This is a genomic window from Microbacterium sp. NPDC055683, from assembly GCF_053617895.1.
This window is the reverse complement of the sequence record NZ_JBSHGQ010000035.1, coordinates 1-25,104: the sequence shown is the minus strand read 5'-3', so window position 1 is coordinate 25,104 and position 25,104 is coordinate 1. Positions and strand designations below refer to the sequence as shown.

Below are 25,104 nucleotides of genomic sequence, written 5' to 3'. Positions count from 1 at the left end.
TCCGACTTCCCGCCCCGATTCTGGAGTAACAAGAAATGCCCAAGCCCACGAAGGGTGCCCGCCTCGGCGGCGGCCCCGCCCACGAGCGTCTGCTTCTCGCGAACCTCGCCGCGGCTCTGTTCACCCACAAGTCGATCAAGACCACGGAGACGAAGGCCAAGCGCCTCCGCCCCCTGGCTGAGCGCCTCATCACCAAGGCCAAGCGCGGCGACCTGCACGCCCGTCGCACGGTCCTTTCCGTGATCGGTGACAAGGAAGTCGTGCACGTCCTGTTCAACGAGATCGCTCCGCTCGTCGCGGACCGTGAGGGCGGCTACACGCGCATCACGAAGGTCGGCAACCGCAAGGGCGACAACGCCCCCATGGCCGTGATCGAGCTCGTGCTCGAGCCCGTGTCGCCGAAGACGAAGAAGGCCGCGCCGAAGGCCGAGACCGCCGCTGCGGCTCCGGTCGAGGACGAGGCTCCGGGCGAGGAGACTGCCGAGGCCGAGGTCGCCGAGGCTCCGGCCGAGGACGCTCCCGCCGCCGACGAGGCGCCCGCCGCCGACGAGGCGCCGGCTGCCGACGAGGCTGCCGAGGCTCCGGCCGAGGAGACCGAGGCCAAGTAGGCCTCCCGCTCTCGAAGCGCCCCGCACCGTCAGGTGCGGGGCGCTTCTGCGTGCGGGACGGTGCGGCGCCCCTGCGGGACGCACGGGCGGCCGGCCTGCGGGACGCACGGGCACCGGCAGCGCCGGCCGGTCCCCGCGGAGCGAGGAGGCGCCGCCGGGGGCCGTAGGGTGGGGAGGGGCCGTCCGCCCGCATCCCGCACGTCTCGAGGAGCCCCGTGTCCGCCGTCCTCCGCACGCTCCGGTCTCCGCGACTGCTCACCCGCGAGGTGCTCGCGGGACTCGTCGTCGCGCTCGCGCTCATCCCCGAGGCGATCGCGTTCTCGATCATTGCGGGCGTCGACCCGCGCGTCGGGCTCTTCTCGTCGTTCATCATGGGCGTCGTCATCGCGTTCGTCGGCGGGCGCCCGGCCATGATCTCGGCGGCGACCGGAGCCGTGGCCCTCGTCGTCGCCCCCGTCGCGCCGACCTACGGGCTCGACTACCTCATCGCGACGATCATGCTCGCGGGCGTCATCCAGGTGCTCCTCGCGGTGCTCGGCGTCGCGAAGCTGCTTCGCTTCATCCCGCGCAGCGTCATGACGGGCTTCGTGAACGCCCTGGCCATCCTCGTCCTCATCTCACAGATCCCGCACGTCGTGGGTGTCCCGTGGCTCGTCTATCCGCTCGTCGTGGCGGGCGTCGCGATCATCGTGGCCTTCCCGAAGCTCACGACCGCCATCCCGGCACCCCTCATCGCGATCATCGTGCTGACGATCGTCGCCGTCGTCTTCCACATCGACATCCCCACGGTCGGCGACGAGGGTGCGCTGCCGGAGAGCCTGCCGTCGCTGTTCCTGCCGGATGTGCCGCTCACGCTCGACACGCTGCGCATCATCGCGCCGTACGCGGTCGGCGTCGCCCTCGTCGGCCTGCTCGAATCGCTCATGACCGCGAAGCTCGTCGACGAGATCACCGACACGCGGTCGTCGAAGACGCGCGAGGCGTGGGGACAGGGCGTCGCGCAGTTCTCGTCCGCGCTCTTCGGCGGGATGGGGGGCTGCGCCGTCGTCGGGCAGACCATGATGAACGTGCGTGTGTCGGGTGCCCGCACCCGCATCTCGACGTTCCTGGCGGGCGTCTTCCTGCTCGTGCTCGTCGTGCTGCTCGGCGACGTCGTGGCCGTGATCCCCATGGCGGCGCTCGTCGCGGTCATGATCATGGTGTCGGTCGCGGCGTTCGACTGGCACAGCCTGCGGCCGTCGACGCTGCGCCGGATGCCCCGGAGCGAGACGGCGGTCATGCTCGTCACGGTCGTCGCGACGGTCGCGACGCACAACCTCGCCATCGGCGTGGGCGGCGGGGTGCTCCTCGCGATGGTGCTGTTCGCGCGCCGCGTCGCGCACTTCACGACCGTGCGCCGCACGGTGTCGGATGGCGTGGCCCGGTACGAGGTCGACGGCGAGCTGTTCTTCGCGTCGTCGAACGACCTCACGAACCAGTTCGCGTACGCGGAGGACCCGCCGAACGTCGTCATCGACATGTCGCGTTCGCACGTGTGGGACGCGTCGTCGGTCGCGGCGCTCGACGCGATCGAGACGAAGTACGCCCGCCACGGCATCGCCGTGGAGATCGTCGGGCTGAACGCTCCGTCGCGGCGCTTCCACGGGCGGCTGAGCGGCACGCTCGGGGGCGAGTAGGAGGCGCGGCGATCCGCATCCCGTCGACACTAGCCCCGGTCGTCGAAGCCCATGCCGGGAACGCTGGTCTCGACGACGAAAGGTAGCCTCGGCAGAATCCCGCGCCGCGCCGCGCCGCGCCCGTCGCGCCCCGTCACGCGCCGCGCCGCACCGCGGCCATCCGCGTAGGCTCGGAGGGTGACCGAAACGCCCCGCATGAACGTCGAGTCGTTCAACCTCGACCACCGCATCGTCGCCGCGCCGTACCTGCGCCTCGCCGACCGCAAGCAGCTGCCGGCAGGCGACGTCATCGTGAAGTACGACGTGCGCTTCGCGCAGCCGAACGTCGCGCACCTCGAGATGCCGACCGTGCACTCCCTCGAGCACCTCTTCGCGGAGAAGAGCCGCAACCACTCCGATCGCGTCATCGACTTCTCGCCGATGGGATGCCAGACGGGCTTCTACCTCATCCTGCAGGGCGAGCACTCGGTCGACGAGGTGGCGGCGCTCGTGCAGGCGACCCTCGAGGACATCCTCGCGGCCGACGAGGTGCCCGCCGCGAACGAGGTCCAGTGCGGATGGGGCGCGAACCACACGCTCGACGGCGCGCAGCGGGCGGCGCGCGCGTTCCTCGCGGAGCGCGACGCGTGGACGACGGTGTTCGCGGCATGACGACCGTCGTCGTCCAGGTGGCGATGGAGGAGGAGGCGCAGCCCTTCCTCGACGCCGCCTCCGAGGTGAGCGAGCCCGTCCGGATCGCCCGCGCCGTGCACCACGGCATCGTCGTCGGCGGGCGCACGGTCGTCCTCGTCCAGTCGGGTGTCGGGATGGTGAACGCGGCAGATGCCGCGGTCGGAGCCCTCCACCGCTACGGCGACGACGTGCTGCTCGTCTCCGCCGGCTCGGCGGGCGGGCTCGCGGCGGGCGTCGAGGTCGGCGACGTCTTCGTCGGCGACCGGTACGTCAACGTCGAGGCGGATGCCCGTGCCTTCGGCTACGAGGCGGGGCAGGTTCCCGGCATGCCGGCGTCGTACGAGGCGGATGGCGCGGCCTCCGCCGCGTTCGTCGCCGCGGCTCCGCAGGGCGTCACGGTGCGCCGTGGCGGCATCGGCTCGGGCGAGAAGTTCGTCACGGTCGACATCGCGCGCGGGCTGCGCGCAACCTTCCCGGGAATCCTCGTCGTCGACATGGAGACGGCCGCCGTCGCGCAGATCGCCCACAACCACGGCGTGCCGTTCGTGTCGGTGCGCGCCATCAGCGACCTGTGCGCCCCCGACGGCACCGAGTTCCGCACGCATCTCGACGGCGCCGCCGAGCTGTCGGCGCGCGTCGTGCTGGCGGGGATCGCGCGGCTGTAGCGCGGTCCTCGCGAGCGCCATCTACTTGATGCCCGAGGTGGCGAATCCGGCCACGTAGCTGCGCTGCGCGAACAGGAACACGATGATCATCGGCACGACGTAGAGGATCGAGGCTGCGGCGATGAGGTTGTTGAGCGGGAACCCCTGGTCGTTGACGTAGCCCGTCGTGAGCGCGACCGCGAGCGTCGTGTTGTCGTAGTTGAGCAGCAGGTTGGGGGTGATGAAGTCGCCCCACACTCCCGTGAACGACAGCACGAACACGGTGACGATGATCGGCTTCGACATGGGGATGAAGATGCGCAGGAAAGTGCCGAACCGCGAGCACCCGTCGAGCGTCGCCGCCTCCTCGAGCTCGCGGGGCAGGCCCGCGAAGAACTGGCGGTAGAGGAAGATCAGATAGGGCGATCCGGCGATGCCCCACAGCACCCACGGCCAGTAGGTTCCGACCAGGCCGATCCGCGCGAACAGCAGGTACGTCGGGATCAGCGTCACGATGCCGGGCACGAGCATCATCGAGATGAGGACGCCGAAGAGGAACCCCTTCCCCGGCCCCTTCAGACGCGCGAAGCCGTACCCCACGAGGGCCGAGAAGAACGTCGACAGCAGGCCGGAGATCGAGGCGAGGAAGAACGAGTTCGCGGCGTAGACGAAGAACGGCTGCTCGGTCACGGCCTGCGCGAAGTTGCCCAGGGCCGGGGGCACCGGGAACCACACGAAGTCGCCGCTGGCGAGCTGCTCGGGCGTCTTGAGGGCCGTGATGAGCAGCAGCGCGAACGGCAGCAGGAGCGCGATCGAGATGATCGCGAGCACGGTGAACAGCACGGGGCGGGCGTGCAGCCGCTCGCGGACGCGGCGAGGTGCGCCGGCGGTCGTGATGACGCGTGTGGTGGTGGACATGTCAGCGTCCCTTCTCGGACGGGTCGACCGCGTAGAACACCGTTCTCCCGCCGATCTTGAAGGTCAGCACGGTGACGAGCAGGATGGCGAGGAAGAACAGCCAGAGCATGGCCGAGGCGGGGCCGTACTGCGAGTAGGCGAAGTACTTGGCGTAGACGTCGATCATGAAGATCTGGTTCGCCTCCGGCACGGCGGTGATGGCCGCGGCGCCGGATGCAGGGGAGAGGAGCAGCGCGGGGACGAACGTCTGGAGGGCGCCGATCGTCGTCGTGATGGTCTGGAAGAGGATGACGGGCGAGATGGCGGGCAGTGTCACGTGCCAGAAGCGCTGGGCGGCGTTCGCGCCGTCGAGGACGGCCGCCTCGGTCAGCTCGGCGGACACGTCCTGCAGGGCGGCCAGGTTGATGATGACGCCGCCGCCGATGCCCCACAGCATGACGACGATGAGGACGCCGAAGACGGCGTCGCCGTTGAACCAGTCCACGGCGTCGAGTCCCAGCTGGGCGAGGAAGCCGTTGAGGGCGCCGGTGTCGCGGTCGAAGATGAGCTTCCATGTGAGGGTCGCGGCGACGGGAGGCACGATCGCCGGGAGGTAGATGAACGAACGGAACCAGGTGCGCCCTCGCACGCGCTGGTTGAGGAGCACCGCGAGGAGCAGGCTCCCGATGATCGTGATCGGGACGACGATCGCCGCGAGCACGCCCGTGCGGCCGAGGCTGGCCCACGTGCCGGGGTCGACGAGGACGTCGCCGTAGTTGCCGAGCCCGACCCACGAGAAGGACGGCGAGATGCCGTCCCAGTTCGTCATGCTGATGACGAACGCGTACGCGAGCGGGAAGAGCGTCAGCAGGACGGTGCCGGCGAGCCAGGGCGAGATGAAGGCGTAGAACGCGCGGCCCTCCTTCCGACGACGCGCGGATGGCCGGCGGTGCGGACGGGAGGGCACAGGGGCGCCCGGCGCCGGGGCGGCGGCCGGAGCGGTGGTCAGGATGGCCATGCGATCACTTCCCCACGAGCGACGCGCCCGTGCGGAGCAGGGCGTTCACCGAGTCGGTGGCGGAGTCGGCCCACTGGCCGACGGAGATGTCGCCGCGCACAGCGCGGGCGAAGGCGTCGGCGAGTGAGGCGTCGATCGCCGTGGCGTCGATGAACGGCGAGGCCGGCACGACGGAGAGGTACTTCTGCTCGTTGATCTGCGTGGCGTAGGCCGCCTTCTGCAGATCGGTCTCCTGCGGAAGACGTTCGACGAGGCTGTCGACCGTGGGGATGCCCCATCCGGTCGTCGCCCGCTGCGCGGCGGGCTCGCCGCCGCAGAACCACTCCACGAAGGCGAACGCCTCGTCCTTCATGGACGACTTCGCCGAGATCCAGAAGCCCGTCGCGGCGGTCGTCGGGCTCACGCGCGTCCTGCCCATCATGGGCGCGGCGCAGAGCCGGGCGTACGGCTCGACCTCCTGGTCGGGGGTGATCTGGCCCGTCATCCAGTAGCCGGCACCGTCCATCGCGAGCCGCTGCGCCGAGAAGCCGGGCCAGTCCCAGCCTTCCGGGCTGACGTCGACGAGCGTGTAGCCGATGCGCGCCGCGGCGACGTCGACGTACCACTGCAGAGCCTGGCGTGCCTCGGGGGAGGTGAGGTCGATCTCGGTCAGGTCGTCGTTGTAGACGCTGCCGCCCGCCGACGCCACCATGGTGGAGATTCCGGCGATCCGCGGCGTGGTCTGGAACAGCCCGTACTGCGTGACCTTGCCGCCCGAGCGAAAGGTCATCTCCTTGCCGTACTCGAGCAGGTCGGCGTGCGACAGGGGCGCGTCGTCCGTCGGCTGCGGCAGGCCCGCCTCCTCGAGCATGCGGGTGTTGACCCAGTACATGAGATCCTGCGACCAGTCCTTGGTGATCCCGTAGTAGGCGCCGACGCCCTGCGTCGTGCCGTCCCACCGCCAGACATCGTTGACGGCGGCGAGATCGTCCAGGCGCAGGATGCTGCTCGCGCGGAGGTAGTCGTCGAGCGGATGCGAGATGCCGCGCGCGGCGTAGTACGCCGACTGCGACGCCCCTGTCGCCCGCACGACGTCGGGCGGGTTGCCGGCGGCGATCATCGAGTTCAGCCGGATCTGGTCGAAGGTGATGAACGACAGCCCGATGTCGGGGTAGGCGGCCTCCCACGACGCGAGGAGCTCGTCGGTGACCTCGTTCGCGACGGTCATGACGGTGATCGTGCGGGACTTCCCGCTGAAGGCGTTCGTGGAGCAACCCGTCAGCGTCAGGGCGGACAGCCCCGCCGCCAGGGCTCCGCCGAGGAAGGCCCGGCGGGAGAAGGGCGCGGGTGGGCGCATGGACGTACCTCCGTTGCTACGTGGGTCCGGGGCGCGCGGGCCATCCGGAACGATCCTCATCCTGGAAATCGCGTGCCGCTAAAGTCAAGGCAGCGTATTCACTCGATCAGGAATCGAACATGGAGCGGACATGGATCTCTCGCAGCGGCAGGAGCGCATCCTCTCGGAGCTGCGTCTGCATGGCAGCCTCTCGGCGACCGACTTCGCCGAGCGCATGGGCATCTCGGCCATGACGGTCCGTCGCGACCTCCGCGAGCTCGCGGAGCAGAACCTCCTCCGCCGCGTGCACGGCGGCGCGGTGGCGAGGGAGAGCGGGGCGCCCGCCGCCGGCGCGCATCGCCCCGCCCCGCGCTCATCCAGCGGACCGGTACCCGACTACGACGAGCCGCTCTTCACCTTCGGCTTCGTCGTGCCCGACCCCAGCTACTACTTCCCCTCGATCGTCGACGGCGCCGTCGAGCGCGTGCACACGCTCGGCGGGCGACTCGTGCTCGGCATCTCCGACTACGACGCCGAGCGCGAGCGCTTCCAGGTCGGGCGGCTCATCGAGGCCGGCGTCGACGGGCTGCTCGTCACCTCCAGCGTCAACGACGCCGTGCCGACGTTCGAGCAGCTCCTCGACTCGCCCGTCCCGGCGGTCGTCGTGGAGCGCTCGCTCGACGACGCCCCCACGGCGAGCGCCCTCGACCTCGTCCGCTCGGATCACGCCGCCGGCGCGACCATGGCGGTGAGGCTGTTCGCCGAGCTCGGGCATCGCCGCGTCGGCATGGTGACGTTCGAGACGCCCACGATGCCGCACCTGCGCGTCGGCTTCGACAGGGCTGCCGCGTCGTTCGGGGTGGCGGCGCAGACGGTCGTCGTCGATCACCGCTCGGGCATCCGCGAGCAGAGCACTGCGTTCCTCCAGCGCTGTCTCGCCGACGGCACGACGGCGGTGTTCGTCCACTCCGACCGGTACGCCGTCGAGTTCGTCGAGGCCGCGATCGCGCTCGGCGTCGCGGTGCCGGGCGACCTGTCGGTCGTGGCCTACGACGACGAGGTCGCCGCGCTCGCCGCGGTGCCGCTGACGGCCGTCGGCCCGCCCAAGCGCGACATCGGATGGCTCGCCGCGGACATGCTCTTCGACCGGGTCTCGGCGACGCCCGAGCGCGCCCTGACATCGAGGCATGTCACGCTGAGGCCCAATCTCGTGCTCCGCCGCTCCACCGGTGCCCCCCGATGATGTTCGACTCATGATCGTTTGAACGCGGGATCTTGACGCCGCCGCGAGCGCCGTATTCAGATGGGCGGCGCCGACGCGATGCGATGGAGGGGTCGACGATGCCGCACACCACCGAGGACGATGGGCGACGACGGGTCGCCTTCCTCATGCCAGACGAGACGTTCCGACGGGTGTTCGACGCCGCCGACACGGCGCGGCTGCACGCCGACCCGTCACTGCGCCTGCTCGCCCCGTACCCTCTCGACCCCGAGAAGCCCGCGCACCGCGCGCTCCTCGCCGACGCGGAGATCGTCGTCACGGGATGGGGCACGCCCGTCATCGAGGGCGACGTGCTCGCGGCGCTGCCGAACGTGCGGGCGGTCGCCCACTCGGCCGGCACCATCCGTCCCGTCGTCTCGGACGCGCTGCTCGCGCGCGGCGTCGTCGTCGCATCGAGCGCGAGCGCGAACGCCGTCCCCGTCGCCGAGTACGCGCTCGCCGCGATCATCCTCGCCGCGAAGCGCGCATTCTGGGCGGCGGACGAGCTCCGCGCCGGCCGACCCGGTCACGCGGAGTCGGCATGGCCCACGGTCGGAGCGCACGGCGTGCGGGTCGGCGTCGTCGGCGCATCGCACATCGGCCGGCTCCTGCTGCGGCATCTCTCCTCGCTCGACATGGAGGTGGTCGTGACGGACCCGACGCTCGACGATGCCGGGCGCGCGCTCCTCGGCGTCCCGTGCGTGTCCCTCGACGAGCTGATCGCCACGAGCGACGTCGTCACGCTGCACGCGCCCTCCCTGCCGACGACGCACCACATGATCGACCGCCGCGCGATCGCCCTCATGCGCCCCGGCACGACGCTCGTGAACACGGCACGCGGCGATCTCGTCGACGAGGAGGCGCTCGCCGACCGGCTCGAGCGCGGCGACATCGCGGCCGTACTCGACGTCACGGCCGTGGAGCCGCTGCCGGCGGACTCCCGGCTGAGGGCGACGCCGCACACGTTCCTCACCCCGCACATCGCCGGGTCGCAGGGCAACGAGCTGCGCCGCCTCGCGACCCACATCGTCGACGAGGTCGTGCGCTTCGGCACGACCGGGGCGTTCGCCGAGACGATCACGGCCGACAGGCTCGAGGTGATCGCGTGACGCGCGACAGCTTCGTCGGGCGGTTCGACCCGATGGCGAGAGCGGCCGTCCGCCCGGGCGCATGGCGCCCTGCGCCTCGGATCGACGACCGCGATGCGTGGGCGCACCTGCCGCCCTCCGTCGTCGCCTCGCTCTGCGCGGAGGCCGATCGCCGGCGCGACCAGGCGGCGGAAGCCGCGCCGAATCTCGCCCTCTGGGTCCATTACGGGGAGACGGGCGAGCGCCTGCCGTACGAACGGGCCCACCAGGCGCTGCTCGGCGAGACGGCGTCGTCGGTGCTCGCCTGGGCGGCGACGGGAGACGACGGGTGGGGCCCGCGTCTCGCCGACGCGGTCTGGCGCCTCAGCGAGCTCAGCGCCTGGTGCCTGCCGAACCACTACGCGCTGCCCGAGAACGGCGAGCGGCCCCTTCTGCCGCAGCCCGGCCGCGACATCCTCGATCTCGCGTGCGCCGCGACGGGCGGCATGCTCGCGGCCGTCGACGCCATCGCCGGCGCTGCGCTCGATCGCCGGTTCCCCGGCATCCGCGACCGCGTCCGCCACGAGATCCGACGACGTGTGCTCGACCCGTGGGAGCGCGAGACGTACTTCTGGCACGGAATCGATGCGCCCCCGAACAACTGGGCGCCGTGGATCGTGTCGAACGTGCTCGCTTGCGCAGCCGCCGTCGAGGACGACCGCGACCGACTCGAGCGCACCGTCGAGCGCGCACTTGCGATCCTCGACCGCTTCCGGGACGGGTACGCACCAGACGGGTCGTGCGACGAGGGCGCGACGTACTGGTGGTGGGCCGGGGCGACGCTGTTCGAAGCGCTCGAGGCCGTCGAGCACCTCACTGGCGGCGTGTTCCAGGGATACGGCGTGGAGCCGGTCGTGGAGATGTGCCGCTTCCCGCTGCGTATGCAGATCGACGCCGAGCGGCAGGTGAACTTCTCCGACGGCTCGGCCGTGCACCCCGAGAACGCGGTCTGGCATCTGCTCGCGCGGTTCGGGGCGCGAATCGACGACGATGCCGTCGTGCGCCATGCGCGCTGGATGGGGCGCGCCCATCCGCTCGGCTTCGGCGGGCAGCTGGCGCCGCTCTTCCTCCGCACGCTCGCGGCGCTGCGCGATCCGGGCTGGGAGCACGCGGGGCCGGCGGAGCCGGGCATGCCCGTATCGTGGTTCGCGCCGAGCACGGAGATCGCGGTCGCGCGCGAGCGCGGGCACGACGTCTCGGGGTTCGCGATCGCCGCCAAGGGCGGGCACAACGACGTCAGCCACAACCACAACGACGCGGGCGGGGTGATCGTGTCGCTCGACGGGAGCCCCGTGCTCATCGACGTCGGCGTGGGCGTCTACCGGCGCGCGACGTTCGAGCCGGCCACCCGCTACACGATCTGGACCATGCGCTCCGGATGGCACGGCGTGCCGCTTCCCGACGGCGTGGAGCAGCGCGAGGGCGCCGCATTCCGCGCCGCGGATGTCGTCTTCTCGGACGAGGGCGTGCGCGCGGCGCTCTCGATGGACCTCGCCCCGGCCTACCCCGCGGAGAGCGGCCTCGTCCGCTGCACGCGCACCGTCTCGCTCGACCGCCGCGCGCGGGAGGTCGTCGTCGACGATGCGTGGGAGTTCGCCGACGCGCGACGCATGACGCTCGTCCTCATGACGTCCGCCGAGCCCGTCGCCGACGCGCACGGGCTCGTCGTCGGCCCCGCACGGCTGGCCTTCGCCCTCGACGATCTCGACATCGGCGTAGAACGGATCGCCGTCGACGATGAGCGGCTGTCCGACGCCTGGGGAGACGCCGTCTTCCGCGTCCTTCTCACCCCGCGGGAGCCGGGCCGCGCCGGCGCGCTGCGGATCGTCATCCGCCCCGTCGAGACGAGGACCCCGTGAGCGCGCCGCTGCCCGCCTTCGCCCCGCCGCCCGAAGACCGCGAGCTCTCGCCGTTCACAGGATGGACGCGCGCGCACTGGGAGGCCGTCGGCCTGCGCTGGCTCGACCAGGTCGAGCGGTTCGCGAGCCCGGGCGGCGCGGCGCCGCGGCTTCCGGGGCGCGTGACGGCCGACGGGGAGCGCCGGGAGAGCATGGAGGCGATCGGCCGCTCGTTCCTCCTCGCCGCCCCCGTCATCGCGGGGACGGAGACGGACGCGGCCGATCGCATCCGGGAGCGGTACGCCCGCGCTCTGCTCGCGGGAACCGATCCGGACGGCGCAGAGGCATGGCCCCTCGGCGTACAGTGCCGAGCTCCCGTGACCGGCGTGACCAACTCGATCGTCGAGGCCGCGAACATCGCCTTCGGCCTCCACATCGCGGGCGAGCGTCTGTGGGGCGGGCTCACCCGACCGGAGCAGCGGCGCATCGCAGCGTGGCTCCGCCACCACGCGCGGCTCGAGGTGTGGCACAACAACTGGCAGCTGTTCCCCGCCATGGCCGAGGGGTTCCTGCGGTCGGTCGGGGAGGACGCGTCCGGCGCGATCGGCGCACGCAACGTCGCCCGCGTGGAGTCGTGGTACCTCGAACAGGGGTGGTACACGGACGGCCCGGAGCACGCCGTCGACTACTACAACGCCTGGGCGATCCACCCGTACCTCTGGGCCTGGCACCGCATGACGGGATCGGGCGACATACGCCATCTCGAGCGGCTCTACGCCTTCACGGAGTCGTTCGCCGATCTCGTGGCCGCCGACGGCTCGCCCGTGCACATCGGGCGCTCGCTGACCTACCGGACGGCGGTGCTCGCCGCGCTCTGGTGTGCGGAGATGTCGGGCGCGAACGCGCTCTTCCACGGCACGACGAGGAGGCTCGCCTCGGGAGTGCTGCGCCGGTTCGTCGACGCGGGGGTCGGCATCGACGAACCTCTCGGCCTCGGATGGCTGCGCCCGCACGAGCCGATCGCGCAGACCTACAGCGGCTTCGGGTCGTCGTACCTCGCGGGCATCGGCTTCCTCGGGCTCGCGCTGCCCGCCGACGCCCCGGTGTGGACCGAGCCGGAGCGCGCGCAGCCGGCCGACGGCGCCCCCGGCGCGCGTGCGATCGCGGGGGCGGGATGGATCGTCGTGCGCCAGAGCGACGGCATCGTGCGCCTCGCGAACCACGGCACCGACCACTGCGAGATCCCCGTCGAGCCGACACGGCCCGACCCGGACGACCCGCACTACGCCAAGCTCGGGTACTCGAGCCACACCGCGCCGGGGACGGGGCGGGCGTGGGAAGACGGCGTCGACGGCCACCTCGCCCTCATCGCCGACGATGGGCGCGCGAGCCGCCGCGGCGTCATCCGCGCCATGCGCGTGGAAGGCGCGATCGCGGGCTCCGTGCACATCCCGCAGCGGGACGGCCGGCCCCTGCCGGGGTGCGCTGTGATGTCGGTGACGATCGTCCACGGCGACGACGAGCTGCGCATCCACCTCGTGCTGTCGGACGGCCCGCGATCCGTGAGGGAGGGCGGGTGGGCTGTCGCCGACGACCGGGCGGTCGCCGGGCGCTCCGATGGGCGGCGTGCCTCCGTGACGAACACGGCGGGCCTCTCGAGCGCGATCATCGGCCTGCACGGCTGGGCGCGCACCGAGGTCGTCGAGCACGACGGCTGCGATGCGTTCGCCCGGTTCTCCGCGGTGCCCGTGCTCCGCGGGGAGACGGACGGGAGCCCCTCCGTCTTCGCGAGCCTGCACGCGCTCTCTCGTCGACCGCGCGATCCGAGCGGAGGCTTCGCCCTCGACGTCGACGGCACGGTCGTCACCGCGCGGTGGGACGACGGTGCCGTCCACGTCGTCGACGTCGCGTCGTTCGTGCCCTGGGACGGCGTCCTCGCACGATGAGACGGGCGAGGGGCGGATCCTCCGCGCCTCGCCCGTCCGCCGACACCGGTCAGGAGACCGTGCAGCCGCCGACGACGAGCCATCCGCTCGCCGTCGTCTCACCGTCGGAGGCGAGCTCGATGCCGGGCTCGTCGCCTCGGGTGGTGTCGACGATCGCGACGCCCCAGCGGTAGCGGCCGCGGGGAACCTGGCCGATCCGCCCCATGAAGGAGTACGCGTTGTCGCGGTGGGCGCGCCACTCCGCGGGTTCCACGACCTCGTCGACGAGCACCTCGACGGGGTCGCCGGCGCCGTCGAGCAGCGCGAACGCGACGCGGTACTTGTGCGCCCACGCCGGCAGGTCGTTGGGCAGGAAGCCCCAGCCCTCGTTGACCCACGAGTGGGTGATGGCGGCCTGCGCGCCGGGGGCGAGCGCGGCGGGTGCCTCGACCGCGGCCGGGTGCAGACGGTAGCCGCCCTGCGCGTTGAACGCCTGGACGAGGTCGAAGCGCTCCTCGAACCACGAGTCGGTCTCGCCCACGCGGAAGTCCATCGAGTTGACGTGCGCCTGCGCCGAGTCGTCATACTCCCCCTGCCGCACGTCGGCCGGCGTCTCGTACCCGCGGGGGTCGTCGGAGTAGCTGTGGCTGCCCGTGACCCAGCCTCCCTCCATGATGATGGGGCGGCGATAGAGCCAGGCGCCGGCCACCTCGCGCTCCCACTGGCCGTAGTAGGTCGTCATGCCGAACGCGTCGTGACGCGGCACCCACCCCTTCTCGTACGTGCTGTCGAGCATGCGGCGGCTCTCGGGATCGGCGGCGCCCCATCCGCTGCCCACGGCGCCGATGAGCCGGTGGTAGTTGACCGCGAGCGGGACGCGGGGGAAGAGACGCGTGTAGAGGTCGATGTTCCAGTTCCACACCGCCTCGCGGTTGGCCGGATCGAGGTAGAGCATCGAATGGCCCTCGCCCCATTTTCCGAGGCCGTAGCCGTCGATGAAGTCCATCTCGGCGGGGTCGCCGAATCGGTCGGCGAACGCCGCGAGGAAGGCCGCGTACTTCTCCTGGAACACGGGGTCGTCCGGGTACGGCGACCACAGTGTCTGCGAGCCGCTCGTCGACTCGTAGCCTTGCGCGCCCGCCGCCCGCACGTAGTCGGGAGAGAAGCCGCGCGGCTTGTCGCGGCTGTCGACGACGACGCGGAACGCCAGGCGCATGTCGCGCGACCGCGCCTCGGCGATCATCCCCTTGAGCTGCTCGTCGACCTCCCAGCCGTAGACGCCCTCCTCAGGGTTCAGCACCGACCAGGCGAGGCGCATGTACAGCGTCGGGGCGTAGTCCGACACCTTCACCGGACCGTCGATGCCGGGCACCGTCATGGCGTCGTAGTGCTCCCAGTAGTCCGGCGCCGGCGTCGCGGTGCTATAGAGCACCCAGCCGTTCAACGGGTTGCGCAGCACGCGGACCGCGTCGTGTCCGAACACGGCGCGCACCGTTCCCGGCCGCTTCGCGGCGGCTCCCGCCGTCGCCGCGGAGCTCTGGCCGGTCGCGGCGCTCTGGCCGGTCGCGTGCGCGGGGGCGGCGCCGATGACGCCGGCCGCGGCCGCGAGGGCCCCGGCGACGCCGAAGCCCAGCACCGAGCGCCTGTCGAATTCGGGTTTCGTTCCCATCGTTCTCTCCTTCGAGCGGATGATGGCCCCGCAGCGGGCACGCGTCATCGACGACGAGCACGACGGCTCCGGACGGGGTCGGTGATCGGGCGGAGCGCCCGGGCGAGGGGTGCGCACCCCCTCGTCGACGACCATCCTTCTGGGGTGCGCGGCGGACGGTCAACGGATCCGGACCGGTCGCACACGAGTCGAACACGCGCGCCCGGATATCCTGATCCGATGCGGCGGATCCGGCTCGACATCGCCTACGACGGCACGAACTTCCGAGGATGGGCGAGGCAGCCGGCGCTCCGCACCGTGCAGGGCACGCTCGAGGCCGCCCTCACGCGCATCGCGGGATCGCCCGTTCAGCTCGTCGTCGCCGGACGCACCGACGCCGGCGTGCACGCGAGCGGGCAGGTCGCGCATGCCGATGTCGACGACCAGCAGTGGGAGCGGCTCACGCAGCGACGCCGCAACGCCCCGCCCGTCGACGACGAGATCGCCCCCGTGGCGAAGCGGCTGGCCGGCGTCCTGGGGCAGTACTCCGACGTCGCCGTGACACGAACATCCACGGCCCTCGACGGCTTCGATGCGCGCTTCTCGGCGACCTGGCGTCGATACGAGTACCGGATCGCCGATCAGCTCGTCGGGTACGACCCGCTCGAGCGCCTGCGCACGACGACGGTCCGCGCCGAGCTCGACGTCGAGGCCATGGACGCGGCCGCACGCGGGCTCGTCGGGCTCTGGGATTTCGCGGCCTACTGCAAGCCGCGGCCCGAGGCCACGACCATCCGCACGCTGCTCGAGTTCGACTGGCGGCGCGACGAGCGCGGCATCCTCGTCGCGAACGTGCGCGCCGACGCGTTCTGCCACTCCATGGTGCGCGCGCTCGTCGGAGCGTGCGTCGCTGTCGGGGAGGGGAAGCTCGCCCCGGAGCACCTTCCGGTCATCCGCGACGCCCTCGTCCGCACCAACGAGTTCAAGGTCCTCGCGGCGCGGGGCCTCACGCTCGCCGAGGTGGGCTACCCCGACGCCGACCAGCTGGGCACGCGCGCCGAGCAGACCCGAAACCGGCGCGACGCGGACGAGGTCGGCGGCTGACCCCGGACGGCGCCGCGCGCGGGCTCTCGCCGGTGGGGGGAAGCGGCCGCTTTCCGGGCCGGGGAGCGGCCGAAAGCCCCCACTCGCGCGGCAAGAACCCCCCACCGCGCCCGTAGAATGCTGCGCGGGGGAGGGAAGGACGCATCATGCGCAGGCTCGGCACGGGCATCGGCATCCTCGTACTCGCCGCGGCGCTCACCGGATGCGGCTCCGCACCCTGGCTCGACACCTCGGCGGCCGAGACGCCCGCCCCGAGCGCGGCCACTCCGACCCCGACGCCGACCCGCACCTTCGGCGACCAGACGACGGCGGCGACGCCCTCGGCGACACCCGCGCCCGTGACCAACGACCTCGCGACCGGCAGCACGACGCGCCAGCTGACAGCCGGCGCCGTCTCCGTCGACGTGACCTACTGGTCGGACCTCTCCATGGACGAGTGGACGGCGACGGCGGTGAAGCCGATCAGCCTGTCGCTGTCGACGATGATCACTCCCGACGACGGACAGAGCGTCTACCTCCAGCGGGCGAGCATGACGGTCGTGCCCGATACGGGTGACGCGCTCGCCGTGCAGGAGGACGCGTCGACCGAACCGCACGGCTACCTCGTCGGCTCGCCGTACAGCTACTCGCAGACGTTCTCGATCGGCGCGGTGCCCGAGGGGGCGGCCTCCGTGACCGTTCAGATGAGGTACGAGCTGCTCGTGCAGACGACCCCGACCTCCGACGAGTACGCGAAGCAGACGGCCACCGACACGCTCACCGTCGCGATCGCGGGCTGACCCTCCTCGGCAACACTCGAACCTCAAGACGAGCGCAAGACTGCCCGAGGGAAGGCGCGAGACGCTCGATCCCTGCCGCCCGACGTGGTTGCATCATCTCGTCGCCCTTCTGGGGAGGGGCGGCGAACGATGCGCAACCCGAATGCGCATGCCCTGCCCCCGCGCCCAACCCCCCTGGCGCGCGGGGGCAGATCCCGTGCCCGTGCGCGCCCCGATCCCCCTGCGGGCGCGCACGGGCCCCGACCTCCGAAGGGCCGTCCGACATGAACCGCCGGATCCTCGCCGCCACGGCGCTCCTCGCCGCCACACTCGCCGCGACCGGCTGCAGCCAGATCGTCGCGGCGATCGGGGCGCCCGTCGTCGAGCGCACGCCCGACCCGGCCGCCGTTGCCGCGACCGCGCCCGCGTTCGACTCGACGTTCACGCAGGACGGCTCGGTGTCGCTCGCGGTCGACGTCGCCGACGACCTCGAGGTCCGCGTCGACGTGTGGGCGGCCGACCCCAAGCGCACGCAGGAGTGGACGACGGCTTCCGACAAGACGTTCGGGTTCGCCGTCAACGTCTCGGACTACCGCGTCCCCGAGAAGGCCGTGCTCGAGCAGAAGCGGCGCGTGTACCTGTCGCAGGTCTCGATCGCCTCCACGCTCAGCCCGTCGCAGACGCCGGCCCCGTTCCAGTTCACGGCCGACCCGCGCACGCTCGTGCCGACCGACACGCTGCGCTCCGACCGCGGCCTGCTCCTCAACAGCTTCCAGGGCGGCCTGCTCGTGCCCGAGACCGTGATCGGGCAGCTGCCGGAGGGGACGACGGGCCTCACTCTCGACTTCGCGCTCACCCTCTCGGCCGAGGGCGCGGCGAACGACGACGCCTCGTTCCTCGAGCAGACGGTGCACCTCACGCTCCCGATCGAGATCTTCGCCGGCTGATCCCGGCACCGACTGATCCCTGCGCCGGCTGATCCCTGCACCGGCTGATCCCTGCACCGGCACCTTGCGCCGATCTTGAGGTGGCCCTGCGCGGGGGCCGAGGTCGGCCGTCCAGACTGGAATCGCACCCGATACGACAGGAGCCGACGTGGAGCCGCAGGACCTCGTTCCGATCACCGCCCCGAGCGCGATCGAGCCCATCGGCTTCGCCGACGACTTCGCGTCGGTGCTCGAGGACGTGCCGGGCCACCGATCCACGATCGGCTGCGTCATCCCCGCGTACAACGAGGAGGAGTCGATCGGCGCCGTCGTCGAGGCGCTCCTCGGACAGACGCGCGTGCCCGACGTCATCCACGTCGTCGTGAACAACTCCTCGGATGGCACGGTGCGCGTCGCGTCGCAGTACGCCGGCGCGCACGAGCTGTCGACGGAGCTGGGCGACCAGTTCACCGAGGTCTTCGTCCACGACATCGGCAAGAACCCCGACAAGAAGGTCGGGGCGCTCAACTACGGCTACTCGCTCGTGGAGGGGTACGACTACCTGCTCGGCGTCGACGGCGACACCGTCGCCGACCGTCGGGCGGTCGAGTACCTCGAGACCGAGGCGGTCTCGGACACGCGCATCGGCGGCATCTCGGCCATCTACTCGATCGACGACCGGCCGATCGCGGGCGGCATCGCGAAATTCCTCATCGCCGGGCAGCGCACGCAGTTCGCGGCCTTCAACATGCAGAACCTCCTGCGCGGCCGCAACATGGCCGTGCTCGGCGGCCAGTTCTCGATCTTCGCCACCGCGGCCCTCCGCGACGTCATGACCGCCAACCACCAGTCGACGCCGTGGGTGAAGGACAGCGAGGTGGAGGACTCGCTGCTCTCGCTGCAGATCAAGAGCGCCGGCTACCTCACGAAGATCAGCCCCTTCGCGCGCGCCGACGTGGGCGGCATGACGACGCTGCGCGCCTACGACGCGCAGCAGGTGAAGTGGACCTACGGCGCCATCGAGCTCATGTGGCCGGGCCAGCGCGGCGACACCAAGGGGCAGCCGTTCCATCCCAACCTCCGCCTGCGGTGGCTCGAGAACGGCAGCATGCTCACGAACCTCTTCGTGCGCGTCGCGTTCCTCCTGCTCCTCGCCGGATCGCTCTCCATCAACGCCTTCGTCTTCTCGGCATGGTGGCTCATCCCGCCGGCCGTCGCCACCGCGCTCAACCTGCGCATCGCGCACACGATGGCCTCGAGGTCGCGACGCGACTACCTGTTCGCGGGGCTCATCGTCCCGGCGGAGCTGTTCATATGGGTGCGTCTCAGCCACTTCCTGCGGTCGTGGAGCCGCTTCCTGTCGCGCAAGAAGGTCGACAACTGGGCCATGCAGGCGAGGGCGGAGACGGGCGGCCGCAGCACCCACTGGCTGCCGTTCGCCCTGTTCGCCGTCGTCCTCGTCGCGACGGCCGTCGTGTGGTCGATGCTCGGCCCCGTCGTGCAGTCGTCGATCCTCTGGGTCGGATGGCCCGTGCTGGGCGTCGTGACCGTGGTGCAGACGGTCTCGATGCTCTTCACGCTCCTCCGCCGCCACCAGGGCTACCGGGTCTGACGCGTCAGTACGCCTGCGAGAGATCCGACGTGAGACGATAGCCGACGCCGCGCACGGTCTCGATGTACCGGGGCGACACGGGGCTGTCGCCGAGCTTGCGGCGCAGGTTCGTCATGTGCGCCTCGATCGCGCGCTTGTCGGCTTCGCCCACGAAGTAGCTCGTGACGTACGACTCGCCTCGCAGCACGAGCGTGAGGTCGGCCTTGCTGCGCACGCGCCGCTTCGACTCCATGAGCGCGGCGAGCAGGTCGAACTCGGTGCGGGTCAGGTCGAGGTCGCCGTCGTCGATGCGCGCGATGCGGCTCTCGGGGTCGACATAGAGGTCGCGGTGCACGAGCGTATGGGGGCCGAGGCCCGCCGTGCGGCGCGCGACGGCGCCCTCCTGCGGACCGGCGTCGGGTCCGACCACGATCGGGCGCCCCTGACCGGGGGAGGACCCGATGCCCTGCCCTGGCGCGTGGGGCGGCGGGCCGGATGGCGCGGTGGCGCCGGGCGCATCGGACGCAGACGGCGGGGCGGGGGCCGCGCCCGCGGGCTGCGGCCATCCCTGCGGTGCCGCCTGCGGCCATCCCTGCGGTGCCGCAGGCTCGCGCGTCGTCGGGATGGCCGAGGTCGTCGGCCGCGTGCCGGGGAACGACGGGCCGGACGCGTCCTGCCGCGGCGCCTGCGCGGGGGCAGAGCGGGGTCGGCGCAGGAGCGCCTCGATGCGCGCGCGGAGCTCGCGGGGGCGGAACGGCTTGCCCAGGTACTCGTCGGCTCCCGAGGTGAGGCCGAGCACGACGTCGGCCTCGTCCTCGAGGGCCGTGAGCATGATGATGTACGTGTCGCTGCCCGCGCGGATGCGGCGGGCGGCCTCGAAGCCGTCGATGCCCGGCATGTTCACGTCGAGCGTCGTGATGAGCGGCTGGTACTGCAGCACGGCGCGCACGCCGTCGATGCCGTTGCCCACCGAGACCGTCGAGAACCCGGCCGCCTCGAGCACATCGACGAGGAGGTGGCGGATGTCGGGGTCGTCTTCGACGATCACCGCTGTCTTCAGCGGGGCCCCGGCGTCGCTCATCCTCGTCTCCTCTCGCGCGGAATACCGCTTCGGACACCCTACCCGGAGCGCGTGCGGCCTCCGTGCGGCTCAGCGAGCGCCCTGCGTCAGAGCGACCGCCGCGTCCGCCCACCAGGCGCCGGCGTCGGGGCCGCCGTGGCAGGGGCCGTCGCTCTCTCCGGGCGGCTTCAGCCACAGGTTGGCGTCGACGACGTCGTCGCCGTACTCCGCCGACCCCTCTCCGACCCGCTGACCCGGCGGGTTGCACCAGTCGGCCGGCGCGGTGCCGGCGCCGCTGCGCGAGGTGTCGACGACGGCGTGCATGCCGTCGAGCAGGCCGGACAGCTCGTGCGCGTACGCGAACTCGTCGGAGATGGCCTGGTAGTTCGACACGTTGGTCGCGAAGCCGCGCACCTGGCCCGCGACGTCGACGGCCGAGATGAGCTCGGCCATCCGCTCGGGCCCGAGCCAGTCGCTGTGGCCGCCGTCGAGGTAGATCCACGTGCCGGGGGACTGCAGCGCGCCCACCGCGTCGTGCAGCAGGGCCGTGCGCTCCTCGACGAGGCCGCACTCGGGGGCGAGGGCGAGTCCGTCCGGCTCGAGCACGACGACCTTCTGCACGTCGCGCGCCGTGTCGAGGGCGGCGCCGATCTCGCCGATCCAATCGGCGTACGCGTCGGGGTCGAGCCCTCCCGCGGAGTGCCCGCCGCAGTCGCGGCCCGGCAGTCCGTAGACGACGACCGCGAAGGCGGCCCGCTCGTCGCGCGCCTGGGCGGCGAGGGCGCCCACGGTCTCGCCCACCTCGCCCGCCGGATGGCGCTCCGGCGTCAGCCAGTACGCCGTCGGCTGGGCGGCGAGGAACGCGGCGGCCGCGCGCTCGGCATCCGTCGCATCGTCGTCGGAGGCGGCGCGGGCCGCTTCGGAGATGTCGGGCGCGATGAACGTCGTGCCCACGGCGGGCGGTCGCGCCGTGATCTCATGCACCCAGCGGCCGACGACGACGCCCACGACCACGATCACCGCGACGAGGGCGACGAGGGCCGCGAGCGCGAGCGGCACGAGCACGCGCGGCGACCGGAACGACGGGGTCACCGCCCGCCCGCGTCCGTCGCGCACGGCTCGACGGCACGTTCCCAGCGGTCGCCGCCCTTCTCGAACGCCACGGCGTGTGCCTCGGCGGCGGCCGTCCGCAGCGCCTCGAGGTCGTAGCCGACCGGTGCGACGGGCGCCCATCCGATGCTCGCCGACACCCGCATGCCGTTCGGATGGTCGGCGGCGGACACGCGCGCGAGGAGCGTCACGAGGAGACGGCGCACGGCCTCCTGCGAGCGGGGGACGAGGGCCACCAGACGCGTGTCGTGGCGCTCGATGTCGGCGTCGGCGGGGAGGACGGCGAGCACATCGGCGCGGAAGCGCTCGGCGATGCGCTCGAACGCCGTGCCCCCGAACGCGGTGCGCAGGTCGGCGGGGTCGTCGAGGCGGATGTCGACGAGCGACCACCACGCGTCGTCCGCGGCCGCGGCCCGCGCGAGCCGACCGCGCGCGACGGCCTCGAACGCGGCGCTCTCTCCCTCGCCGACCGCGGCACGCGGTCGGCGAGCGACGAGGAGCAGCGTGATGAGCGCGCAGACGACGTACACGCCCGTCCCGACGCCGTTGACGCCCCGGACGGTGGCGAGGTCGTCGGCGGCGGGGGAGCCCAGTGCGCGCACGACGCCGTCGAGGAGGGTGTACACGGCGAACACGGGGAAGATCGCGGCCCCGAAGCCGAGCGGCAGCAGCTCCTCCCGGAACACCGGGAAGAGGCGCACGAGCTCGACGATGATGAGCACGGCGAACACGGCGGCGACGACGAAGTCGATGCGGAACGCGATCGAGTACGCGTCGGTGCGGGCCGTCGCGAGCAGCGCGACGGGCGAGGCGACGAGGTATCCGGCCGCCCACGGCCATCCGCCACGACCCGTGCCCGACGCGTGCCGCAGGCCGAGCCAGATGAAGCCGTTCGCCGGGAGGAAGATGCCCGCGCCGAGTGCGCGGAGCGCCTCGTCGTCGACGATCGCGGCGGCGAGCATGGCGTACGAGGCGAGCATCCCGAGGACGAACGCGAACGACCACATGGCCGTCGCGCGGGAGGGGCGGGGGAGGAACCCCAGGCCGATCATCGCCACGCAGGCGAGCGTCATGATGGCGATGAAGGGCACGCCGGTGGCGGAGGCGATCATGCGGGCTCCTCGATGTCGTCGGCGGCGCTGCGGGGGAGGTGGATCGTGACGGCGGTGCCGCTGCCGAGCTCGCTGCGCACCTCGAGGCGTCCGCCGTGCTGAGCGACGATGTCGCGGCTGATGCCCATGCCGAGACCCGTGCCGGGCAGGCCGGAGTCGCGCGCGGACGCGGAACGGAAGTACGCGTCGAACACGTTCGGCAGGTCGTCGTCGGCGATGCCGATGCCGGTGTCGGCGACGACGACGCGCGCGCCGGAGTCGGACAGCTCCGCCTCGACGGCCACGCGGCCGCCGCGCGGGGTGTACTTGACGGCGTTGCCGACGACGTTGTCGATGACCTGACGCAGCCGGAACGCGTCGCCCATGATGGGGATGCTCTCGGCTCCGCGGCGCTCGAGCGCGACGCCGCCCGCCGTCGCGGCGGGGGAGAACGCGTCGACGGAGGACGCGACGACCGCGGCGAGGTCGAGCACGGTGTCGCAGTCGGCGGGGTCGCGGCCCGGGTCCTGCAGGATGCCGGCGATGAGGCGCTCCATGCGCTCGGCGGCGCTCTCGACGACCCGCAGCTGCTCGCGGGCGGCGGCCGGCAGGTCGTCGCGCTCGAGAACGAGGTCGGTGTGGCCGAGGACGGCCGTGAGGGGGCTCCGCAGCTCGTGCGAGACGACGCGGGCGATCGAGGTGCGCTCGCGCGCCGCCTCCGACTGCGCCGTGACGTCCTCCGCGACGACGATCATCCCGTCGAGGCGGTAGCGCGCGGCGACCTCGAGGACGCGCCAGCGGCCATCCGCATCGAAGAGCCAGACCCGCCGGCCCGAGAAGGTCTCGCCGCGGGCGGCGCGGGCGATCGTCGTCTCGTCGACGGGCACGGGCTCGCCTCGCCGCTCGCGGTACTCGACGGCGCGCGTGGGGTGCAGCTGCGCGAGCGCCTCGATGCCGTACATCCGCCGGAATGCGGCGTTCGTCGTGCGGATGGTCCCGTCGGGATCGACCTGCGCGACGCCCGTCTGCAGCGTGTCGAGCAGGGCGGCGCGGCGCTGCTCCTCCTGCTGCGCCCGCGCGAGCGCCTCCTGCAGCTGGCGCGATCGGCGTCGCAGCAGGCGTGCGGATGCGCGGGTGCGGTTCGATCCGATGAGGATGGTCGTGCCCATGAAGGCGAGCGCGATGATCACGATGAACAGTCGGAGCGCGTGCGTCGTCGTGAAGGCGGTCGTGAAGCCCGTGACGAGGATGACGACGCCGACGCCGCACAGGGCGGCGATGAGCCAGGGGACGGTGTAGTACGTCGCGATCCACGCGATCGGGAACACCCACAGGAAGCCGAGGCGCACGTCGCTCGCCGCCGCGAGGATGCCGATCGCGACGATGTCGGCGGCGGGCACCGCGAAGATCGCCGCCTTGCCGAGTCGGCGCCAGGGGATGGCCGCGGTCGCCACGGTCACGGCGATGACGAGCGTCAGCCCCCAGATGAAGGAGGCGCGCGTGAAGAGCGACGGCTCGAGAAGCGCGACGACGGCGGCGATGGCGACCGTGCCGAAGGCGAGCACGAGCTGCCACAGCCAGACGGATCGAGAGCGGGGATCGCCGAACGACGTGACGTCGTCGCCGTGCGCTCCCATGAGCAGAGCCTACTGGCGCCGAGGGCCCGGGCAGTCGGGGGTGTACATCCCTGCCACGCAGGACACGCGCATGCAAGCCATAGGCGCTCTACATCGCGCGGGCATAGCCTGACGAAGATGAGGGTCATCTCCTACAACCTGAGGAAGCACGCCGCCGCGGCCGAGCTCGAGCACCTCGTGGAGCGGTGGGAGGCGAACGTCCTGTGCCTGCAGGAGGCCGACACGACGGCGCTGCCCCGGCAGGTCGCGGGTCTCACGCTCGCGCAGGCCACCGAGCGGAACCGGCTGGGGCTGGCGCTGTACTACCGCGAGAACATGTTCCGCCTCGAGGACGTCGTCGTGCTGTCGCTCAAGCGCTCGCTGCACGACATCGTCTTGAAGCCCGCCCACGAGCGGCTGCTGGGCGCGCGGATGTTCGACATCGACGCGGGGCGCGAGGTCGTGTTCGCGTCGTTCCACGCGGCCCCGCTCACGGCGCTCAACTCGCTGCGGCGGCACCAGATCCGCTCGGCGCTGGGGGCGCTCGGGCGGCTGGGCCCGGGGCTCCCGACGCTCATGGTGGGGGACTACAACTACCCCGTCTTCAAGGAGCGCCTGCACGAGCGGATCAAGGGCAGCGGCTACGACCTCACCCTGAGCGACGCGCGGACGTACACGCGGTACCGCTTCTTCAAGGGCCACTACGACTTCGCGACCTCGGCGGGGCTCTCGATCGACGACATCACGACGCTGCCGCAGGGGCGCAGCGACCATCTTCCGATCCTCGTGAGCGCGAGCTACCGATGATCGGTATATCGCTGCTGCCCGGGTATCCGCTAGCATCGACTGCAGAGCGCCTCCCCGGTCGAGGCGGCGGATCCGCACCCGACGGGATCAGTCGCACGCACCACTCGATCGAGGGATGACCGGCGACCGTACCCGACAGCTCGACCGTCGTGCGCCAGCTCGCTCGCTTCACGTCGACGTGGAAAGACGGCCGACCCCGTTGCCGACGCCGCGGTCGACCGTCTCTGGGATCCGCGTCCGTGAAGAACGGCTGTCCCCGCCACCTGTCCCCCAGTTGGCGGGGACAGTCTATGCCGCCGCTTCGCGCCGCACCCTCGGTCGTCGAGCGAGTGGAGCGAGACGAAACGCCGAACGGCCGGCGAGCTCTCGCTCGCCCGCCCGTGGGGGGGTTGGGGGGGGGAGCGGTGCGCGG

21 protein-coding genes are annotated in these 25,104 nt (G+C 71.9%); 13 read left to right on the top strand and 8 right to left on the bottom strand.

Annotated features, from left to right (window positions below; all coding sequences use genetic code 11):
* The first annotated feature begins 35 nt into the window (after nt 1-35).
* The 4 genes from rplQ (at nt 36) to mtnN (ending at nt 3,621) form a co-directional block, all read left to right on the top strand.
* A complete protein-coding gene (gene rplQ, locus ACWGPF_RS13140; RefSeq protein ID WP_452333241.1) occupies nt 36-608 on the top strand; it encodes a 50S ribosomal protein L17 in 573 nt (190 codons plus the stop codon).
* 215 nt (nt 609-823) lie between these two features.
* Nucleotides 824-2,284 carry a SulP family inorganic anion transporter gene (locus ACWGPF_RS13135; protein ID WP_452333240.1) on the top strand — a complete coding sequence of 487 codons (1,461 nt, stop codon included), beginning with the start codon at nt 824-826 and terminating at the stop codon, nt 2,282-2,284.
* Between the two features lie 195 nt (nt 2,285-2,479).
* Nucleotides 2,480-2,935, top strand: a complete 456-nt coding sequence (locus tag ACWGPF_RS13130; protein WP_345439871.1) for an S-ribosylhomocysteine lyase — start codon at nt 2,480-2,482, stop codon at nt 2,933-2,935.
* The gene (mtnN, locus tag ACWGPF_RS13125) at nt 2,932-3,621 is read left to right on the top strand and encodes a 5'-methylthioadenosine/S-adenosylhomocysteine nucleosidase (protein WP_452333239.1); all 690 of its coding nucleotides are present in this window, start codon (nt 2,932-2,934) and stop codon (nt 3,619-3,621) included. Before ACWGPF_RS13130 ends, mtnN begins: the two co-directional genes overlap by 4 nt.
* Nucleotides 3,622-3,642: 21 nt before the next feature.
* On the opposite strand, the gene ACWGPF_RS13120 is transcribed toward mtnN, so the two are convergent.
* From ACWGPF_RS13120 to ACWGPF_RS13110, 3 genes are read right to left on the bottom strand one after another with little or no spacing between them, the layout of a single operon-like run.
* Nucleotides 3,643-4,518, bottom strand: a complete 876-nt coding sequence (locus ACWGPF_RS13120) for a carbohydrate ABC transporter permease (RefSeq protein WP_452333238.1) — start codon at nt 4,516-4,518, stop codon at nt 3,643-3,645.
* A gap of 1 nt (nt 4,519) precedes the next feature.
* A complete protein-coding gene (locus tag ACWGPF_RS13115) occupies nt 4,520-5,515 on the bottom strand; it encodes a carbohydrate ABC transporter permease (RefSeq protein ID WP_452333237.1) in 996 nt (331 codons plus the stop codon).
* A 4-nt stretch (nt 5,516-5,519) separates the two neighbouring features.
* Nucleotides 5,520-6,851 (bottom strand): extracellular solute-binding protein, encoded by a 1,332-nt coding sequence (locus ACWGPF_RS13110; RefSeq protein WP_452333236.1) that lies wholly within the window; start codon nt 6,849-6,851, stop codon nt 5,520-5,522.
* A gap of 130 nt (nt 6,852-6,981) precedes the next feature.
* Between ACWGPF_RS13110 and ACWGPF_RS13105 the strand changes: the two genes are divergently transcribed.
* The 4 genes from ACWGPF_RS13105 (at nt 6,982) to ACWGPF_RS13090 (ending at nt 13,002) form a co-directional block, all read left to right on the top strand.
* A complete protein-coding gene (locus tag ACWGPF_RS13105) occupies nt 6,982-8,073 on the top strand; it encodes a substrate-binding domain-containing protein (protein WP_452333235.1) in 1,092 nt (363 codons plus the stop codon).
* A 98-nt stretch (nt 8,074-8,171) separates the two neighbouring features.
* Nucleotides 8,172-9,200: a hydroxyacid dehydrogenase gene (locus ACWGPF_RS13100; RefSeq protein WP_452333234.1), complete on the top strand. Its 1,029-nt coding sequence runs from the start codon at nt 8,172-8,174 to the stop codon at nt 9,198-9,200.
* Nucleotides 9,197-11,077: a hypothetical protein gene (locus tag ACWGPF_RS13095; RefSeq protein WP_452333233.1), complete on the top strand. Its 1,881-nt coding sequence runs from the start codon at nt 9,197-9,199 to the stop codon at nt 11,075-11,077. The genes ACWGPF_RS13100 and ACWGPF_RS13095 overlap by 4 nt, the downstream gene beginning before the upstream one ends.
* Entirely contained in the window at nt 11,074-13,002 is a 1,929-nt protein-coding gene (locus ACWGPF_RS13090) for a DUF2264 domain-containing protein (protein WP_452333232.1), read from the top strand. The genes ACWGPF_RS13095 and ACWGPF_RS13090 overlap by 4 nt, the downstream gene beginning before the upstream one ends.
* Nucleotides 13,003-13,051: 49 nt before the next feature.
* Here the strand turns inward: ACWGPF_RS13090 and ACWGPF_RS13085 are convergent, their stop codons facing one another.
* A complete protein-coding gene (locus tag ACWGPF_RS13085; protein WP_452333231.1) occupies nt 13,052-14,650 on the bottom strand; it encodes a hypothetical protein in 1,599 nt (532 codons plus the stop codon).
* A gap of 219 nt (nt 14,651-14,869) precedes the next feature.
* Here ACWGPF_RS13085 and truA point away from each other — a divergent pair, with 219 nt between their 5' ends.
* The 4 genes from truA (at nt 14,870) to ACWGPF_RS13065 (ending at nt 19,029) form a co-directional block, all read left to right on the top strand.
* The gene (gene truA / locus ACWGPF_RS13080) at nt 14,870-15,733 is read left to right on the top strand and encodes a tRNA pseudouridine(38-40) synthase TruA (RefSeq protein WP_452333230.1); all 864 of its coding nucleotides are present in this window, start codon (nt 14,870-14,872) and stop codon (nt 15,731-15,733) included.
* Nucleotides 15,734-15,879: 146 nt separating this feature from the next.
* Nucleotides 15,880-16,512 carry a hypothetical protein gene (locus tag ACWGPF_RS13075; RefSeq protein ID WP_452333229.1) on the top strand — a complete coding sequence of 211 codons (633 nt, stop codon included), beginning with the start codon at nt 15,880-15,882 and terminating at the stop codon, nt 16,510-16,512.
* Between the two features lie 263 nt (nt 16,513-16,775).
* Nucleotides 16,776-17,438 (top strand): fructose 1,6-bisphosphatase, encoded by a 663-nt coding sequence (locus tag ACWGPF_RS13070; protein ID WP_452333228.1) that lies wholly within the window; start codon nt 16,776-16,778, stop codon nt 17,436-17,438.
* Between the two features lie 148 nt (nt 17,439-17,586).
* Nucleotides 17,587-19,029, top strand: coding sequence for a glycosyltransferase family 2 protein (locus ACWGPF_RS13065; RefSeq protein ID WP_452333227.1), 1,443 nt, complete (start codon nt 17,587-17,589; stop codon nt 19,027-19,029).
* 4 nt (nt 19,030-19,033) lie between these two features.
* On the opposite strand, the gene ACWGPF_RS13060 is transcribed toward ACWGPF_RS13065, so the two are convergent.
* From ACWGPF_RS13060 to ACWGPF_RS13045, 4 genes are all read right to left on the bottom strand, one after another.
* A complete protein-coding gene (locus ACWGPF_RS13060; protein WP_452333226.1) occupies nt 19,034-20,089 on the bottom strand; it encodes a response regulator in 1,056 nt (351 codons plus the stop codon).
* Nucleotides 20,090-20,158: 69 nt separating this feature from the next.
* Nucleotides 20,159-21,160 (bottom strand): glycoside hydrolase family 6 protein, encoded by a 1,002-nt coding sequence (locus tag ACWGPF_RS13055; protein WP_452333225.1) that lies wholly within the window; start codon nt 21,158-21,160, stop codon nt 20,159-20,161.
* The gene (locus ACWGPF_RS13050; RefSeq protein ID WP_452333224.1) at nt 21,157-22,290 is read right to left on the bottom strand and encodes a hypothetical protein; all 1,134 of its coding nucleotides are present in this window, start codon (nt 22,288-22,290) and stop codon (nt 21,157-21,159) included. Before ACWGPF_RS13050 ends, ACWGPF_RS13055 begins: the two co-directional genes overlap by 4 nt.
* Complete coding sequence (locus ACWGPF_RS13045; RefSeq protein WP_452333223.1) at nt 22,287-23,906, bottom strand: sensor histidine kinase; 1,620 nt, start codon at nt 23,904-23,906, stop codon at nt 22,287-22,289. The genes ACWGPF_RS13050 and ACWGPF_RS13045 overlap by 4 nt, the downstream gene beginning before the upstream one ends.
* 117 nt (nt 23,907-24,023) lie before the next feature.
* Between ACWGPF_RS13045 and ACWGPF_RS13040 the strand changes: the two genes are divergently transcribed.
* Nucleotides 24,024-24,692: an endonuclease/exonuclease/phosphatase family protein gene (locus tag ACWGPF_RS13040; protein WP_345439313.1), complete on the top strand. Its 669-nt coding sequence runs from the start codon at nt 24,024-24,026 to the stop codon at nt 24,690-24,692.
* Nucleotides 24,693-25,104: the final 412 nt, after the last annotated feature.